Source organism: Caballeronia choica (genome assembly GCF_001544535.1).
Taxonomy (GTDB): Bacteria; Pseudomonadota; Gammaproteobacteria; order Burkholderiales; family Burkholderiaceae; genus Caballeronia; species Caballeronia choica.
Genome location: NZ_FCON02000037.1, coordinates 25,416 through 43,113, shown reverse-complemented (window position 1 = coordinate 43,113; position 17,698 = coordinate 25,416). Strand labels below are relative to the sequence as shown.

11 protein-coding genes and 1 riboswitch are annotated in these 17,698 nt (G+C 66.7%); of the genes, 6 read left to right on the top strand and 5 right to left on the bottom strand.

What is annotated here, in order from left to right; all coding sequences use genetic code 11:
* The first annotated feature begins 144 nt into the window (after window positions 1-144).
* Window positions 145-275, top strand: a riboswitch (TPP riboswitch).
* Between the two features lie 150 nt (window positions 276-425).
* The 6 genes from thiC to AWB68_RS17990 all read left to right on the top strand — a co-directional run bounded on the left by thiC (window position 426) and on the right by AWB68_RS17990 (window position 6,928).
* Window positions 426-2,357, top strand: coding sequence for a phosphomethylpyrimidine synthase ThiC (gene thiC, locus AWB68_RS18010; protein ID WP_087645708.1), 1,932 nt, complete (start codon window positions 426-428; stop codon window positions 2,355-2,357).
* Window positions 2,358-2,695: 338 nt separating this feature from the next.
* Complete coding sequence (locus AWB68_RS18005; protein WP_087645707.1) at window positions 2,696-2,908, top strand: YMGG-like glycine zipper-containing protein; 213 nt, start codon at window positions 2,696-2,698, stop codon at window positions 2,906-2,908.
* Window positions 2,909-3,108: 200 nt separating this feature from the next.
* Window positions 3,109-3,582, top strand: coding sequence for a hypothetical protein (locus AWB68_RS18000; RefSeq protein ID WP_087645706.1), 474 nt, complete (start codon window positions 3,109-3,111; stop codon window positions 3,580-3,582).
* Between the two features lie 255 nt (window positions 3,583-3,837).
* The gene (locus AWB68_RS50810) at window positions 3,838-3,966 is read left to right on the top strand and encodes a hypothetical protein (protein WP_268810932.1); all 129 of its coding nucleotides are present in this window, start codon (window positions 3,838-3,840) and stop codon (window positions 3,964-3,966) included.
* A 268-nt stretch (window positions 3,967-4,234) separates the two neighbouring features.
* Window positions 4,235-5,836: an L-lactate permease gene (locus AWB68_RS17995; protein ID WP_087645705.1), complete on the top strand. Its 1,602-nt coding sequence runs from the start codon at window positions 4,235-4,237 to the stop codon at window positions 5,834-5,836.
* A gap of 165 nt (window positions 5,837-6,001) precedes the next feature.
* Window positions 6,002-6,928 carry a DMT family transporter gene (locus AWB68_RS17990; RefSeq protein WP_087645728.1) on the top strand — a complete coding sequence of 309 codons (927 nt, stop codon included), beginning with the start codon at window positions 6,002-6,004 and terminating at the stop codon, window positions 6,926-6,928.
* 152 nt (window positions 6,929-7,080) lie between these two features.
* On the opposite strand, the gene AWB68_RS17985 is transcribed toward AWB68_RS17990, so the two are convergent.
* From AWB68_RS17985 to recC, 5 genes are all read right to left on the bottom strand, one after another.
* Window positions 7,081-7,575: an outer membrane protein gene (locus AWB68_RS17985; RefSeq protein ID WP_087645704.1), complete on the bottom strand. Its 495-nt coding sequence runs from the start codon at window positions 7,573-7,575 to the stop codon at window positions 7,081-7,083.
* A 378-nt stretch (window positions 7,576-7,953) separates the two neighbouring features.
* Window positions 7,954-8,361, bottom strand: a complete 408-nt coding sequence (gene arfB, locus AWB68_RS17980) for an alternative ribosome rescue aminoacyl-tRNA hydrolase ArfB (RefSeq protein ID WP_087645703.1) — start codon at window positions 8,359-8,361, stop codon at window positions 7,954-7,956.
* A gap of 13 nt (window positions 8,362-8,374) precedes the next feature.
* On the bottom strand, window positions 8,375-10,438 hold the full coding sequence (locus AWB68_RS17975) for an AAA family ATPase (RefSeq protein WP_087645702.1): 2,064 nt from the start codon (window positions 10,436-10,438) through the stop codon (window positions 8,375-8,377).
* Window positions 10,435-14,124 (bottom strand): exodeoxyribonuclease V subunit beta, encoded by a 3,690-nt coding sequence (gene recB / locus AWB68_RS17970; protein WP_087645701.1) that lies wholly within the window; start codon window positions 14,122-14,124, stop codon window positions 10,435-10,437. Before recB ends, AWB68_RS17975 begins: the two co-directional genes overlap by 4 nt.
* Complete coding sequence (recC, locus tag AWB68_RS17965) at window positions 14,121-17,522, bottom strand: exodeoxyribonuclease V subunit gamma (RefSeq protein ID WP_087645700.1); 3,402 nt, start codon at window positions 17,520-17,522, stop codon at window positions 14,121-14,123. The genes recB and recC overlap by 4 nt, the downstream gene beginning before the upstream one ends.
* Window positions 17,523-17,698: the final 176 nt, after the last annotated feature.

Below are 17,698 nucleotides of genomic sequence, written 5' to 3'. Positions count from 1 at the left end.
AGATGGGGCGAAAAACCGGACGCCGCGCGCACTAGGGTAAGTACGGAAAACGCGGTGCCCGCCATTATGCAGTAAGCGCTGCACACCCGACCCGCCGTGTTACACATGGTTGCCAAGACGCCACGCCGCGGTGTAACGTAGCGGCTGCTAACGCGGGGGTCCTGCGCCGCGCATCGTAATCCGTCGAACTGGATTGCCCGTGCGTCGTGGGTGAGAAATACCCTTTGAACCTGATCTGGATAATGCCAGCGCAGGGAAGCGTTCGGGCTTTTCCGCGCTAGGGTTCCTCTCACTCTTTCGCCACCTCCTAAGCCCGCACTCCTTCCGTCTCGTTCCTCCCTGTTTAGCTCCTGAATCAGTCGCCGATGGCGTTCGTTCGTCCGTCGGCGTGCTGGATAAAACCCTTCCCACAGGAGAGACAGCACATGAATGCCAACCCGAAGTTCCTGTCCGCCGACGCCGTCGTCGACGCGGCCGCCATCGCCCCGCTGCCGAATTCGCGCAAGGTCTACGTGACGGGCTCGCAGCCCGATATCCGCGTGCCGATGCGCGAAATCACCCAGTCCGATACGCCCGACAGCTTCGGCGGCGAGAAGAATCCGCCGGTCTACGTCTACGATACGTCGGGTCCGTACACCGATCCCGAAGCGCAGATCGACATCCGCTCGGGCCTGCCCGCGCTGCGCCAGCGCTGGATCGAGGCGCGCGGCGACACGGAAAGCCTGCCCGGCCTCACGAGCGACTACGGCCGCGAGCGCGCCGCCGACTCCGCCACCGCCGAACTGCGCTTCCAGGGCCTGCATCGCACGCCGCGCCGCGCGCTGGCCGGCAAGAACGTCTCGCAGATGCACTACGCGCGGCAAGGCATCGTCACGCCGGAAATGGAATACATCGCGATCCGCGAGAACCAGCGCCGCGCCGAATACCTCGAAAGCCTGCGGACGAGCGGCCCGAACGGCGAAAAGCTCGCGAAGATGATGGGACGCCAGCACCCGGGCCAGTCGTTCGGCGCCGTGGCCTTCGCTGAAAACGCGCTCAAGGCGATCACGCCCGAGTTCGTGCGCGAGGAAGTGGCGCGCGGCCGCGCGATCATCCCGGCGAACATCAATCACCCGGAAACGGAGCCGATGATCATCGGCCGCAACTTCCTCGTGAAGATCAACGCGAACATCGGCAACTCGGCGGTGACGTCCTCGATCGGCGAGGAAGTCGACAAGATGACCTGGGCGATCCGCTGGGGCGGCGACACGGTGATGGACCTCTCGACCGGCAAGCACATCCACGAGACGCGCGAGTGGATCATCCGCAATTCGCCGGTGCCGATCGGCACGGTGCCGATCTACCAGGCGCTGGAAAAGGTCAACGGGAAGGCGGAGGACCTGACCTGGGAAATCTTCCGCGACACGCTGATCGAACAGGCGGAGCAAGGCGTCGATTACTTCACGATCCACGCCGGCGTGCGCCTGCAATACGTGCCGCTGACGGCCAACCGCATGACGGGCATCGTCTCGCGCGGCGGCTCGATCATGGCGAAATGGTGTCTCGCGCATCACAAGGAGAGCTTCCTCTACGAGCATTTCGAGGACATCTGCGAAATCATGAAGGCCTACGACGTGAGCTTTTCGCTCGGCGACGGCCTGCGCCCCGGCTCGATCTACGACGCCAACGACGAAGCCCAGCTCGGCGAGCTGAAGACGCTCGGCGAGCTCACGCAGATCGCGTGGAAGCACGACGTGCAGGTGATGATCGAAGGCCCGGGCCACGTGCCGATGCAGCTCATCAAGGAGAACATGGACCTGCAGCTCGACTGGTGCGACGAAGCGCCCTTCTACACGCTCGGACCGCTCACCACCGACATCGCGCCGGGCTACGACCACATCACGTCGGGCATCGGCGCTGCGATGATCGGCTGGTTCGGCACGGCGATGCTCTGCTACGTGACGCCGAAGGAACACCTCGGCCTGCCGAACAAGGACGACGTGAAGACCGGCATCATCACGTACAAGCTCGCCGCGCACGCCGCCGATCTGGCGAAGGGCCATCCGGGCGCGCAGGTGCGTGACAACGCGCTCTCGAAGGCGCGCTTCGAGTTCCGCTGGGAAGACCAGTTCAACCTCGGCCTCGACCCGGACAAGGCGCGCGAATTCCACGACGAAACGCTGCCGAAGGATTCGGCGAAGGTCGCGCATTTCTGTTCGATGTGCGGGCCGCACTTCTGCTCGATGAAGATCACGCAGGACGTGCGCGACTACGCGGCGAAGCAAGGCGTGAGCGACGCCGAGGCGCTCACGCAAGGCATGCAGACGAAGGCGATCGAGTTCGTGAAGAAGGGCGCGGAGATTTACCAGCGCACCTGAGTTCATCTGAGCAGGAGCAGCGCTTCGGCGCTGCGAAATTTACCAGCCTGGCTGACAAACGGCCTGTCGCGCTGCCCGCGCGACAGGCCGTTTTTCGTTGGGCGCAACCCGCTCCGCACGAACGTACACAACGCTTCCCCGCCATTCACAGCAACCGTTGCGGGAAGCAGGCACCTTTCCTGCTTGATCAGGAATGAACCGGCAAAAACGTTCCGTCGCTGTCAAAGCCTTAACTACGTATCGACGCATGTGCGGTGAGCTTCGGCCCGGCACTCGATGGAGACACAAAGCCGCTTCGGCTGGGCCGCGTCACCTCATCATCGTATTGGAGAGTCGAAATGAAAAATATCAAACACATCGGGGCTGCTGCACTCGTCGTTGCACTGCTCGGCGGCCTCACCGCCTGCGACAGCATGACCACACGGCAACGCGATACGGCAGTCGGCGCGGGCGTCGGCGGCGCGGCCGGTGCCGTGCTCGGCGGCAGTGCACTTTCGACGCTCGGCGGCGCCGCCGTCGGCGGGGTGATCGGCAATCAGGTCGGGAAATAAGCCTGTGTTGTTGCGCTGCGGATCGCGCTTTGGCGTCTGATCCGCAGCCTTTGAAATACATCGAAACATCCGAATTCAGCTTCAGGCGGCCGCGCTTCACTCAAGCGACCGACGATGCGCTAAGCTCTTTTCGCCTACCCGTTCGATGCATCGCGCGAACACAGCAGCAGCCCAGGCAGTTGCAAGAAAGGAGCAGCATCATGAATCCGAAACTCACGTTGACGGCTCTCGCGAGCGTCGCGGTATTGAGCGGATGCTATTACGTCCCGTACGGCTACGGGTACCCTGGTTACCCTGGTTATCCGGCCTATCCGACAGTCGGGGCAGCTTATACACAGCAGGAAGTTCCAGTCGGCACCCAAGGCACCTCGTCTTCCGCGACGACCACCGGCGACCAATACACCGTCGCGCAACCGCCCGTCGCGTACTCCTCTTATCCGGCTTATCCCGCTTATCCGTACTACCCGGCCTATCCCTATGCTTATCCCTACGCCGGCTATCCTTACTACGGGTACGGGTATGGCTATCCGTCGATTTCGGTCGGCTTCGGCTACTGGGGCGGCGGTGGCTGCTGCTGGGGCGGGCACGGCGGCTGGCATGGCGGCGGATGGCATGGCGGCGGGTGGCACGGCGGCGGCAGTGGCTGGCACGGCGGCGGCGGACACAGCCACTAGAAACGGATTCATCGGCGATCGATTTTTGCCGTGAACGCTGCGTTCAACGCGCCGCGTGTATCGTCGATGTAACGTTTTTTCGCAGTCAGATTAAAAACGCTGGTCACTCACGCCGGATTCACCAGACCTTTCCCTTTGCCGACAAGGCTCCGCCCGGTCCATCGATCATTCGGGCACGCTTCTGGCTTACAGTTTCCCTTCACGTGCCGCGATGGCATTCGACCGTCGCGCACCACCTGAAGGGGAACCGAGATGATGGCCTTTGCGTTTTTCCTGTTGTGGATGCTCGCTTCCCTTGGCCTGCTGACCGTCTGGGTTTTCCGCGGCACGCTGCCCGCTTTGTCCGCTGCCGAACGCGATACGGCGGAAGCGGCGAAGAGCTGAGCACTGGCGACACAGCATTTCACCCTCGGGCACCGCGAACTCGCGGAGGTGCAGGCTCGCACATTGCCGGCGTTCTGATCTTGACGGGCACGATACTGGCTCTATGCTTACATCGTGCGCGTTATGCAACCGCTTAAGCCGGCTTCACTTTATCGGCGGGCGCCCGACAGCCGGGCATTGAACACATTCGAACTCCACGCGCACCCTGGTTGCCGCGCATGCATCGGCATGTATCGGCACTCGCTCGCACGATAAAAATGGAGGCGACATGTTTCATCAGCTACTCACGCCCATCGCGAACTCGCTCGGTCTTTCGTTCCTGGTTGCCGCGCTGCCGATCGTCGTCGTGCTCGTCCTGCTCGGCTGGGCGCGACGGCCCGCGTGGCAGGCGTCGCTCGCGGGGCTCGTCACCGGCTTCATCATCGCCGTCACCGGCTGGCAGTTTCCCGTCCGGCTCGCGCTCGACTCCGTTGCCGCCGGGGCCGTATTCGCGCTGTGGCCCGTGATGTGGATCGTGTTCGCCGCGATCCTGCTCTACAACGTCGCGCAGCGCTCGGGCCGCTTCGACGCCTTCCGCCTCTGGATGATCGACAACCTGCCGAACGACCGGCGCATCGTGCTCGTCGTGATCGGCTTTTCGTTCGGCGCGCTGCTGGAAGGCATCTCCGGTTTCGGCACACCGATCGCGATCACGAGTTCGCTCCTGATCCTGCTCGGCTTCCCGCCGCTCGAGGCACTGACCTTCACGCTGATCTTCAACACCGCGCCGGTCGCGTTCGGCGCGCTCGGCGTGCCGATCACCGTGCTCGGCGCGGTCACGCACCTGCCGACCGACGCCCTCGCCAAGATGGTCGGCCGCCAGTTGCCGTTCTTCGCGCTCTTGCTGCCGTTCTACGTGATCGGCATCTACGCGGGCTTTCGCAACATGCTGCGGGTCTGGCCAGTGCTGCTCGTGTCGGGCGGCGCATTCTCGCTCACGCAGTTCGTCACGTCGAACTACATCAGCTATTCGCTCACCGACGTGCTTTCGTCGCTCGTGTCGCTGATCGTGACGATCGCCTTCCTGCGCGTGTGGAAGCCCGCGCCCGATGAGGCCTTCGCCGTGAACGTCGACCGGGCCGACCAGGTGCGCGGCGAGATTTCCGGCGGCCAGGGCTGGCTGCCGTGGATCGTGGTGTCGGCGGTCGTGATCGTCTGGACGGTGCTCAAGATCTTCCTGATCGGCGACGTGAAGGTTCCGTGGCCCGGCCTCGACCGAGCCGTCTTCATCACGCTCTACAACGCGCCGTACGGTGCGATCTGGGACTTCCAGCCGCTCGCGACGGGCACCGCGATCCTGGTCGCCTCGATCATCACTGCGTTGCTCGTGCGGTTGCCGGCGTCGGAATATGGCGCGGCGATCGTCGACACCTGGGTGCAGACGCGCATCGCCATCCTGACCGTGGCAACGATCGTCGGCCTCGCCTACCTGATGAACTACTCGGGGATGAACTACACGCTCGGGCTGGGCGTCGCGTCGGTGGGCGCGTTCTTTCCGCTCGTGTCGGCGTTCCTCGGATGGGTCGCGGTGTTCCTGTCGGGCAGCGACACATCGGGCAACGCGCTGTTCGGCAACCTGCAGGTGGTGGCCGCGCGGCAGTTGAATCTCGATCCGGTGCTGATGGCGGCGACCAATTCGTCGGGCGGCGTGATGGGCAAGATGATCTCGCCGCAGAACATCTCGACGGGTGTCGCGACGACCAACCTGAAGGGCAAGGAAGGCGTCGTGTTCGCGCGCACCTTCAAGCATTCGATCCTGCTCACGGTGCTGCTCGGCGTGCTCGTGTGGCTCCAGCAAAACGTGCTGACGTGGATGATTCCGCCGCATTGATGCGGCGATGGCGATGGCGGAGAGCGGGCGCAAGCGGCCACAAGCGGGCTTGAGCGGGCGTGGCTCTCCCGCTTCTTGCGGTCTCTTCCTCCCGACCGTCGATATCGGGAAACCCGGTGCTAAGATTCGCGAACCTTCCGCCAGCGGATGTCATTCGCGCCCATCATGTCTCCCGCCAATCTGGTTCAACTGCTCGTGCTCGCCGCCCTTTGGGGCGCTTCGTTCCTCTTCATCCGCGTCGGCGTGCCCGAATTCGGCGTGGCGCCGTTGATGGCGTTGCGCGTGGGCATCGGTGCGCTCTTTCTCATCGCGATGCTGATCGCGCGGCGTCCCGTGCGCGATTCGATCGCGACGCTGCGCGAGCGCGCGTTCGCGCTTTTGATCGTCGGCATTCTGAATTCGGCGGCGCCGTTCTGCCTGTTCGCCTACGCCGAACTGACGCTCTCGGCGGGCGTCACTTCCGTCATCAATGCGACGACGCCGCTCTTTGGCGCCCTCGTCGCGTTCATCTGGCTGCGCGACCGGTTGACGACGCCGCGCACCATCGGCATGGCGATCGGCTTCGCGGGCGTGATGATCCTGGTGTGGAACCAGATCGCGACGCCGCAGGCAGGCGACCCGGCGGCGGGCCTCCTCGCCGCCGCGGCCGCGCTTGCAGCATCGGCGCTGTATGGCGTTGCGGGCAACTTCACGAAGAAATACCTGACGGGCGTCGACGCGCTCACGGTCGCGACGGGCAGCATGATCGGCGCGACGCTCGTACTGCTGCCGATCGCCGTCGCGACGTGGCCCGCCGCACCGGTCTCGGCGACGGCGTGGGAAGCGGTGCTGGCGCTCGGCATCGCGTGCACGGGTGTTGCCTACTTCGTGTACTTCCACCTTGTCGCGGTGGCCGGCCCGGCACGCGCGATGACGGTCACGTTCGTGATCCCGGTCTTCGGCATTCTCTGGGGCGCGCTGTTCATTGGCGAGCAGGTGTCGCTCGCGATGCTGGGAGGATGCGCGGTGGTGCTGGCGGGCACCGCGCTCGCGACCGGCGTGCTTAAGCGCGTGCCGGGCTGGCGGCGGCGCGCGCCGGCGCGTTGCGAGTGAGCGGTGGGCGCGGTAGGCGCGCTGGGCGCGTCGCAAATAGGAAGCCCCGTGGCGCGAACGCGTCACGGGGCTTTTCAGCTTCAAGATCTCTGGCGTCGAATGGCGCTCGCGGATGTCCGGCCAGCGGACGATCGTCTGGAGGCCCGATTCGCTCAGAAGAAGTAGTAATGCAGACCGATGGTAAGGCTGTTGTTGGAGCGCTTCGTCCCGTCGGTATTTGCCGTATCGGCCGTCCACTCGCCCGCCACGCTGAAGTTCTTCGCGAACTTGTATTCGACGCCCAGGCCGTAATGCAGCCGCGTGTTCGGCCAGAACGTCGTGATGCCGAGACGCGCGTACGGCATGACGTGGTTGAACGGAATGCCGACCTTCGCGTCGATGCCGCCGTCCTTCTTTGTAGCTGCCTGGTTATGAAAGTCGCCGAATACCTCGGCACCGACCACGAAATTATTGACGTCCCAGTTGTAGCCGCCTAATAGCCCGAGGAACGGGACGGTCTTGTCGCCTGAATAGACGCCCGTCGCATGCGAAAAGTCCACGCCGAATTTGATGCCCGCGTAGGGACCTGCAAAGTCGCTCGCCTGAGCGTGCGCAACACCGGCCGCCACGAGGACGAACGGCGCGATCCACTTCTTTAGTTTTTGCATTGCGTGTTTGGTGAGGGTGAAGACATGCGGAACCGAACCTTCATCTCCGCAAACAGATGCAACCCGAATGAGGCAACTGGTCGCCCATTTCCTTTGCACCCGGGGCGGGAGAATAGATATGACCGACTCGAACAACCATACGATTCCTCTTAACTGCGGCGACTTGTGGTATGCGCACACGCGCCGGCTCAAGAGGAAACGGGTTCTTGAAGAAAACGAGGAGGAATGGTTTGAACGGGCATTGATTCCGCGTGACGGAAATTCAATGCGGGGTTCGATTGGCATGCCGGCGCCGGCATCACTGACGCGGCTGACGGTAGTTTCGGGTGTGAGGCAATGCAACGGCGAAGCGCGGCTTGAACAGCGTGCCCCGCCGGGCTATTCGCCTTCCACCTTGCCGCGCCCGGCCTTGATCGCGCCGCGCCGCACCTTGCCCTCGACGCGGCGCTTCTGCGATGCCCGCGTCGGCTTTGTCGCGACGCGCGCGCGGCGCGTCACGCTGACGGCCCGGATCATCTCGTCGAGACGCGCGAGCGCCGCCGCGCGGTTCATGTCCTGCGTGCGATATTCCTGCGCCTTGATGACGATGACGCCATCGCGGGTGACGCGGCTGTCGGCGAGCGCGAGCAGGCGCATCTTGATCGCCTCGGGCAGCGACGACGCCTGGATGTCGAACCGCAAGTGGATCGCGCTCGATACCTTGTTGACGTTCTGCCCGCCCGCGCCCTGCGCGCGCACGGCCGTCAGCTCGACTTCGTTCGGCGGGATCACGTAACTGTGCGTCATCGGCGCTTCTCCGCTATGCGTGCGACCGTGCGGTCCGGGTGATCCGGGCAATCCGCGCCGCCAGCCCGGAATCGCGTCGCGTGGGCGTGGCGACCGCTTGCGTCAGGATCGCCGGCGCGCCGATCACGTCGATGCGCTTTTTGGCGCGCGTGATCGCCGTATAGACGAGTTCGCGCGACAGAACGCGATTGAACGAGGCCGGCAGCACGAGCGCCGCGTGATCGAACTCCGAGCCCTGCGACTTGTGGACCGTCAGCGCGAACGCCGTATCGTGCGGCGGCAGCGCGGCCGGCGAAACGTAGCGCAACGTTGCGTCGGACATTCGGAACGCGACGCGCAACGCGCCATCCGCAGCGGGCATCGCAATGCCGATATCGCCGTTGAAGAGCCCGAGCGCATAGTCATTGCGCGTGACGATGACCGGCCGTCCCGCGAACCACTGCGCGCCGAGCGCGAGCGCGGTGCCGACCCGTTCACGCACTTTCGCCGCGACGCGCGCATTGATCTCATCGACGCCGCGCGCGCCCTCACGCGTTGCGCACAGCACGCGAAAGCGGTTGAGGGCGTCGAAGAGCGCGGCGGGATCGGACTTGCCTTCGAGCGCGGCGGCGAGCGCTTCGGCGTACGGCGCAAAACCCGCCGTGAGCCGGGCGAACGTACGCTCGGAAAGCCTTGGCGCGCTGTCGTCGATGAGAACCGCCGCGCTCGACGGCTCATCGTTCCCGCCGCCTTCGAGCACATCGAGCGCGGCCTGCGGCAAACCGCGCCGGATCGCGATCGAAAGGCGTCCGATCGCCGAATCGAGCCCGAAGCGGTAGTTGCGTTCGAGCCAGACGACGCAGTCGGTCAGCGGGTTGGCCGCCGGTCCTTTAATCTCCTCGGCCGAGGCCGCCGGATGCCACGGTTCGTGCATGGCTTCATGATGCAAGGCGGCATAGCCTTCGCTATCGTCGATCAGCAGATAGTCGGAGTCGGCTTCCTGCGCGGCGCTGCCGGCCGACGGCCCGGCTCCCTCGTCCTCCTCGCGCGGCAACGCCGCCATCAGCCGAGCCGGCGCGACGGACAACGGCGCCGCGATCCGCGCCGCGCCCGCTTCGCTGAACACGGGCCGCGCGCTCAGTTCCGCGAACACCGCGCCCGCCTCGACGGCGGCAAGCTGGTCCTTGTCGCCGAGCATCACGAGCCGCGCGTCCGGTGCCACGGCTTCGAGCAGATGCGCGGCGAGCGCGACGTCGATCATCGATGCTTCGTCGACGACGATCACGTCGTAAGGCAGCGGGTTGTCGCGATGATGCCGGAAGCGGCCGTTCGCCTGCGTGCCGAGCAGTCGCTGCAACGTGAACGACGTGCGCGGCAGGCGCTCTGCCAGTTCCGGCGGCAACTGGCCGGCACGCTCGATCAGCGCTTCCTGCATGCGTTGCGCGGCCTTGCCGGTGGGCGCTGCGAGCGCGATGCGCAGGGTCGGATTCTCGTCGAGCAGACACGCGAGCACGCCGACGACCGTCGTCGTTTTGCCTGTGCCCGGCCCGCCGCTGACGATGGTGAGCCGCCCCGACAGCGCGACCAGCGCCGCGACGCGTTGCCAGTCGATATCGTCGTCCTGCGAAGCGCCGAAAAACCGCGTGATGCGCTCGCGCAGTGCGGCAGCCGTGCCCGGTGCATCAAAGACACTCGCGGCACCGGCCTCATGACCCGCACGCCCGACGAGCGCCTGAGCGAGCCGCCCCTCGTAATCGAAGTACCGCGCGAGATAAACGCGTTGCCCTTCGTCGATGACGAGCGGCAACAGATCGGCCGCCGCGCACTCGCCGTCGCAGCCGACGCCGCTCGCGAGCAACGCGGCGCGCGCCGCCGCGACGCTCTCGCCGTAACGTTCCGCGAGCGCGGCCAGCGACACGCACACGTGACCGTGCGCCGTCGCACGACTCACGGCGAACGCGGCGCGCTCGGCCCAGCGGACGCCGTGCGGATCGCTTTGCAGGCGCCGGGCGAGCGCGCCGATCCGGCGCGCGAAGCCTTCGGCGAGCGCGACGCCTTCATCGGCGGCAACGGTGGAAGGCGTGGCGCGCGCGTTCATGCCGTTCCTCCCGACATCAGCCGGTCGAGCGCGTCGACGAGTGCCCGCTCGGGACGTCCGGCATGCACGCCCGCCGCCTTTTCGCCGTGACGCCAATCGGGCCGCACACCGCGCACGAACAGATACAGATACCCGCCGACGTGCTTTTCATACGCATAGCCGGCAAGGCGCGTGCGCAAATACCGATGCAGCGCGACCACGTAAAACAACGCCTGCAAATGATAGGCGTGCGATGCCATCGCTTGATCGAGCGGCGCGGCGTCGTAGTCGGCCGGTGTGTCGCCGAGGTGATTCGACTTCCAGTCGATGATCCAGAAGCGCCCGCCGTGTTCGACGATCATGTCGATGAATCCTTTGACGAAGCCGCGCAAGGTGCCCGCTTCGAGCGCGACGTCCGGGAAACCGTGCGCGGCGAGCAGGCGCCGCAACGCGGCGAAGTCCAGTGCTTGCGCCGGGAACAGGAACTCCAGCTCGTTCATGCGGCGCTTCGGCCCGATGCTGTTCAGCCGCATGCCGGGCACGAGTTCGGTCGCGACTGTATCGGCGAGCAGGCGCGCCATCATCGCGGGCAAGTGTCGCGCGATGGGTTCAGGCGCGGGCGTCGGATGCTCGCGCAACGCGCGTTCGATCGCCTTGGGCCACGTATCGGGCAACGTGAAATCCGCGAGTTCATACATTCGATGCAAACATTCGCCCGCCGCCGGGCCGCGCGGGAATGCGAGGATGTCATCGTCGGCAAGAGCGGCTTTCTCGCGCGACGGCACAGCGGCCGGTTGCTGTGCGTCGATCGCGTCCACGAGTTCGTCGTGGTCGGGCCGCGCGTCGACCGGCTGCGGCTGGTTCGATTCGTCGCGCGCGCCCGCCGCGATCAGCGAACTGAAGCTCGCCATCCGCCAGCGGTCACGCAGCACACGCCGGCTCGTGCGCGCCGCGAGTTCGTGCGTGAAAGCGTGGCGGCTGACAAGCGGCTCGCGCGACTCGATCACGGGCAGCGGCTCCAGCGAAACCGAGCCGCCTGAATCCGCCGCGAGCGCCCGCCAGCCGGCCAGCACGACATCTTCCGCGGGCGGCTCGGCAAGCCATGCGCCGAAATCGTGTCCCCTGCCCGCGACGAGCCAGTTCAGCACGCTGCGGCGCGCTTCCTTCGTCGAATTCCGGCCGACAAGGTAGACGCCGCCGACCACATAGCACCGGTACACCGCGCGCGTGAGCGCCACGTACACGAGCCGCGCGCGTTCGGCGGCCTGCTCCCGTGCGATGCTCGCCTTCGCGCGCCCGGCCGCTTCGTCGTCGATGCCGTAATGGAGCACGGCGTCGCCGGCGTCGTCGTGATATTCCTTCGCGTCCGGCAGACCCGACGACGGCGCTTCGCGCAGCGAGCCATCGTTGAGAAACGGGCAGAACACGACCGCGTACTCCAGTCCCTTCGACTTGTGGACGGTCACGATCTGCACGAGATTGCGGTCCGATTCGAGCCGCAACTGCGCTTCCTCTGCCGTGCCTTCCTCGGCGCGCTGGGCCGCGAGCCAGCGCAGCGTCGGCGCGATGCCTGGCTGCGCCGCGCCGCGCGCCTGCAACAACTCGGCGAGATGATTCACGTTGGTCAGCCGCCGCTCGCCGTCGACCCCGGCGACGAGGCGCTCCGCGATGCGCAATTCGCGCGCGAGCGTGCGCCACATCACCGCGAAGCCGCGCTCGTGCCACAGCGTCCGGTAGCGCGAGAAACGTTCGACCCAGCTCATCGCGTCGCTTGCGGCGTCGGCGGAATCGGCGTGTTCCAGGCGCCACAGCGCGGCGGCGTCGAGCCCGAGCCAGTCGGTCGAAAGCGCCGCGCGCAGGCGGCGCAAATCGCCCGGCGTATCGATGGCGGCGAGCACGCGCTCGATCTGCTCGGCGTCGAGCGTGCCGAACACCGACGCCTGCGCCAGTTCCACGCTGCCGACGCCCCACGCCGCGAGCACGCGCTTCACGAGGCTGCCCTGCTTGTGCGTCTGCACGAGCACGGCGATCCGTCCGGGCGAAAGCGGCTCGGCGCCGATCGTCACTTCACCGCGCTCTGCACCGCGCAGCAGCCGGACGATTTCGGCGGCGCATGCTTCGGCCGCGTCCTGCTGCGCGCCCGACTTCGAGCGCACCGATTCGCCATGCGGCAGCATCCACACGCAGAAGTCGGCGGTATCGGAATACGCCGCAGCGGGCGTGTTGTCGATGAACGGCGCGCGCTGTCGGGTGCCCGCGCGCACCGGCTGATAGTCGAGTCCGTCCAGGATGAAGGCCGCAGGATTCGCGCTGAAGACGCGGTTGCAGGCATCGATGATCGGCGCCGTCGAGCGCTGGTTGACCGCGAGCGTATAGCGCGCCGACGCCGACGCGCGCGCCGCGAGATACGTATGCAGGTCGGCGGCGCGGAAGCTGTAGATCGCCTGCTTCGGGTCGCCGACGAGAAAGAGCGGCCCGGCCGGCGCGAACACGCGATCGAAGATCGCAAACTGCAAGGGATCGGTGTCCTGGAACTCGTCGATCAAGGCCGCCGGATAGCGTGCGCGCAATGCATCGGCGAGCCATGCGTGCTTGGTCAGCGCGTGATACAGGTTCGAGAGCAGGTCGTTGAACGACACGACGCGCCGCGTGCGTTTGCGCGCCGCGAGTTCTTGCGGCGCGTAGTCGAGCCACTCGCGCACGATGTTCAGCCACAGTGCGCGCTGCGCGGCCTCGGCCGCCTGCGCGGCGGCGGCGAGCGTATCGGCGTGATCGAAAAACGGATGGTCCGGCGGTTCGTGCTTGCCCTTCGTGCCCTTCTTGAGCGCCGTCGCGGTCAACTTGAGCGCGGCCTGCGGCGGCGGCGCGTAACAATCGGCATTCGCGAAATACTCGGCCCATGCGCCAATCGCGTTATCTATCAATGTGCGCTTGTGGCTCGTCTGGTTGAGCTTCGCTTCCGCCTCGACCAGCAGCTTCGCGATCCCGTCGCGCTCGGCGTGCCAGAGCGCGCACGCGGTATCGAAGATCGCTTGCGCGTCCGCCGACGCCGCCGCGTCCAGGTCGCCCCAGCGCAACGCCGCGAGCGGCTTTTTCAGGCGCCGCGCCAGTTGCGCATCGAGCGATGCCGGCCCCGCGCCCTTCGCCACGAGCCACGACGCGAACGAGCGCTCGCGCGCCGCCTCGGGCTCGACGCGCTCGCGCCAGAAGTCGGCGGCCAGTTCGAAGCGCAGCGCGCTGTCGTCGGCTTCCATCTCCATCGCGAACGGCATCGCGGCGGCGAACGGCGCTTCCTGCAGCGCGCGCTGGCAGAACGCGTGGATCGTGTGGATCGCGGCCTGGTCGAACGTGTGCAGCGCGATGTGGATGCGCTTCAGCGCCTCGTCATGATCGACTTCGGCGAGCGTCGTTTCGAAAAAGCGCTCGATGAACGGATCGCCGGCGGCGTCGCCGTTTTCGATCGCATGCGCGAGTTCGGCGAGCCGCGCGCGAATCCGCTCGTGAAGCTCGGCGGTCGCAGCCTTCGTGAAGGTGACGACGAGGATCTGGTCGGCGGCGAGTTTCTTTTCGAGCAAGAGCCGCACGTAAAGCGCGCAGATGTTCCACGTCTTGCCCGTTCCCGCCGACGCCTCGATCTGGTTGACGCCGTCGAGCGGGCACGCGAAGACGTCGAGTTCCTGGACGCCGGGGTTCGGAGCGTGGTTCATGCGTCGCTCCGCAAGTGCTGGATCAGCGGCTCGAAGACAAGTTTCGCGAGCGCCGCGAAGGTTTCGTCGAGGCTCAGGTCCGCGCCACGAAACGCGATGCGCAGTGCGGCATCGTCCGATTCGCTGCGCTTGCGCTCCGAAAGCCACGCGTCTTCGGCCTTCGAATCGCCTTCAGTCATCTTGAGCCACGCGCTTTTCGGGAAGAAACGCAGCGGCATGCGGCGTCCCGCACGATAGAGCGCGGCGAGCATCGCGAGATGCCTTCCAGGATCGTCGACCGGCGTCAGCTCGAAATTCGACGATTGCGCGCCGCGACCGTGCCACACCGTGCGACGCGGACCGTCCGGCAGCGCCGCGCAATACGCGAGATGGGCGAGCCACGCGGACAGGTAGTCGCGGGCGCGCGGCGCGTCATAGCGATAAATCACCTGGCCTTGCGGCGTCAGCAGGTTCAACGTGCCGTGCAATTGCAGCGGCTTCGCGGCATCACCGGACAGTCGGTCGTCGTGCGCGCCGAACAGCGCGACGCCCGCCGTGTCGGGCCAGCGCGGCGCAATGTCGAGCGTGAATGGCAAACGTGTCGTGCCCTCCTCCGTCGCGACGCGCACGCGGTTCGCCAGTTGATGCAGCGCGTGCAGTTCCTGCGACTGCCAGACGCCGCCCGTCGCGCCGCCCGGCATTTCGGGACTCGCCCGCGCGACGCGCCGCGCGCGTTCGCGCGCGGCAGTCTCGCCGTCTTCGGTCATGTCGAGCAGTGCCGGCAGCACGCGCTCGGCGAGCGCGTCGCGGCCGCTGAAGTCGAGCTCGAACGGCTCGGTGTCGTCGAGTTCGCTTTCGGCATCGAAGAGCGCGATGCCAAGACGGTCGCGCAGCAGCGCGCGCGCCGGATGGCGCCAGAAGCGCACGAAGTCGTCAAAAGCGACGGGCTCGGTTTCGTCCTCGGGGGGAAGCGGCTCGGCGAAGAACGTGACGGGCGCCTCGGGCCGTCCGAGCGCGAGCGTGCGCGCGAGTTCCGCGCGCTCCGGCTCGTAGGTGAAGAGCGGTGCGCCCGGCTCGAAGTACTCCGGCGCGAACGGCTGCAGCGGATGCTCGAAGACGAAGCGCGCGCGGGCGTCGGCCAGTTCGCCGGGCGACGCATGCGCGCCCGCCGACGCTTCGGCCAGATAGTCGAGCAGTTCATCGATCAGCGCTGCCGGCGGCAGTGCGGCGTTGTCGCGAATGCTGCGGCCGGTGTACGCGATCAGCAACCGGTCGCGCGCCGCAAGCAACAGGTCGAGAAACAGGTTGCGTTCGTCGTCGCGGCGCTGCCGGTCGCCCAGCTTGCCGAACTTCGCCATCAGGTCGAACTCGTCGGCGCGCGCGAGGCTTGGCAGCATGCCGTCGTCCATGCCGAGCAGGCAAATCACGCGATACGGCAGGCCGCGCAGGCTGGTGAGCGACGAGAACGTCACGCCGCCCCACGGCACGCCGCCGCGCGCGGGATCGTCGAGGGCGTCGGTGAAGGCGGTGCGCAGCACGGCGGCCGCGACCTCGGCGTCGCCCGCGCCCTCCCGCATCGCGACGATCAGCGCGTCGAGCGTGCCGCGCACGTCCGCGATCGAATCGCTGAACGCGAGACCCGGATCGAAGAATCGTTCGAGCGCGTCCTGCATCAGTTCGCCCCACGCACGCGGCGTGCGCGGAATGGCGACGCGTTCGGCGAAGGCGTCGATGTCGTCGATGAAACGGGTCAGGCGCCCGAGCAGTTCCGCGTCGGAGCCGTTCGCGCCTTCCACCGGCAGCCATTCGTCGACGGGCGCGCCGCCATCGGGCAACGCATAGCCGAGAAAGAGGCGCGTGAGCGCGTCGGAGAACGTGTGGCGCGCGGACGGCACATGCTCGGCGGACACTTCCGGCGGCGTCAGGCCGCGCCGCGCACCCGCCGCCGCGAGCCACGCCTGCGCGGTTTCGAGCGCGGCGGCGTCGATGCCGTAGCGCGCCGCGATCGCATCGACGCGCAGCCACTCGATCAGGTCCGGCGCGCCGACGCTGCGCTCGGGCAGCGCGAGCCAGTCGAGCAGCACGCGCGCGACGGGATTCGCCTGCGACGGAGGCAGGCCCGTGATGCGATAGGGAATGCGCCGCCGCTCGTTCGCGACGCCCGCCGGTGCGGTGCCGAACACGCCGTCGATCAGCGGGCCCGCCGCCGCCAGGTCCGGGAACGCGACTAGCACGTCCGACGGCTCCAGCCCTTCGATCGAATCGAACCAGCCGAGCAGGCGATCGTGCAGCGCTTCGAGTTGTCGCGAGAGACTGTGGCACACGTGCACTTCGATGCCGGGTTCGGTGGCGTCATCGGAGTCATCGGCCGGATCGCCCAGTTCGAGAATCGCGTTCTGCACGCGCGCGAGCCAGCTCGGCGCCGGGTTCCGTTCGAAGTGGCTCGCTTCACGCGACGCCGCGCTCTCCGTCAACTCCTGCAGCATGTGCAGTTGCGCCTGCGTCTGGCGTCCCCATTCGGCGAGCAGCGGATTGCCGACTTCCTGGTAGTCGAGCTCGCCCTTCATCTCCAGTTGCTCGACCCGCGCGACACTCACGATGTCGAACCAGAATTCCTGGCACGGGTTGATCGCGTAGATGCGCACGTCGATCCAGCGCGACAGCTCGCGCAACAATGCGATGTGCAACGGCGGCATCGTCGGCAGCGCGAACACGCTGATGCGCTCCGGCCATTCGGCGCGCATCACGGCATCGAGATCGAGCTTCACGGACTCGGCGAGAAAACGGTAGGCGGGCGGCGTCGGGTCATAGCCGGCCTGATCGGCGCCCGCGGCAAGGTCGGCGAGCAACGCACGCCACAAAGCGGCTTGCCAGCGCTCGTCCTCGCGCTGAATCTCGCTCGCGCCCGGCAGGCGCGGCCCGCGCAAATCGAGTTCGCCCGCGCCCGGCGTCGCGAGAATCGAGCCGCCCTGCTGCCATTGCGTGAGCCACTCCGGGCGATAGGTCAGGTAGTGATCGAACACGGTCGCGATGCGGCGCGCGAGTTCGTAGCGCATCGAATCGTCGGCGGCGTCGAGGTAGGAACGCAGCCGCGCCGAGTCGCCCGACGACGGCCCGGAAAGCAGCCGGAAACAGCGCCACGCGAGCCGGTCCGGCGCGAACGGCGAATGCACGGGCACCGTCATCACGCGGCCGATCTGCGCCCAGAGCCACTGCGCGAGATAGCCGAACTCCACGTTAGCGCAGATGCCGAAGCGCTCGGCCATGTCGAGCTCGAGACGCCGCCGCACGGCCGCGCTCGCCACGATCACGGGCTGGCTCGCGAACGGGTCGCCGCTGCCCATCGAGAACGCGGCGAGGTCGTCGAAAAGCGCCTGCGACAGCGTTTCGTGGCGGTTCGAATAGAAGAGTTCGAGCATAAGGCCTGATGGGAATCGCCGACTGTGAATCGGACGTATCCGAAGTGAAGCGACAGCATAACAAAGGCCGAACGCGCACAGAACCTGGCCGATCGGCCGAGGTCAGAACCGTCTCCGGTTGGGTTAGACTCGAAGCCAATTTTCGGCGCGCGTTCCCGGATCTGGGAATGTCGTCG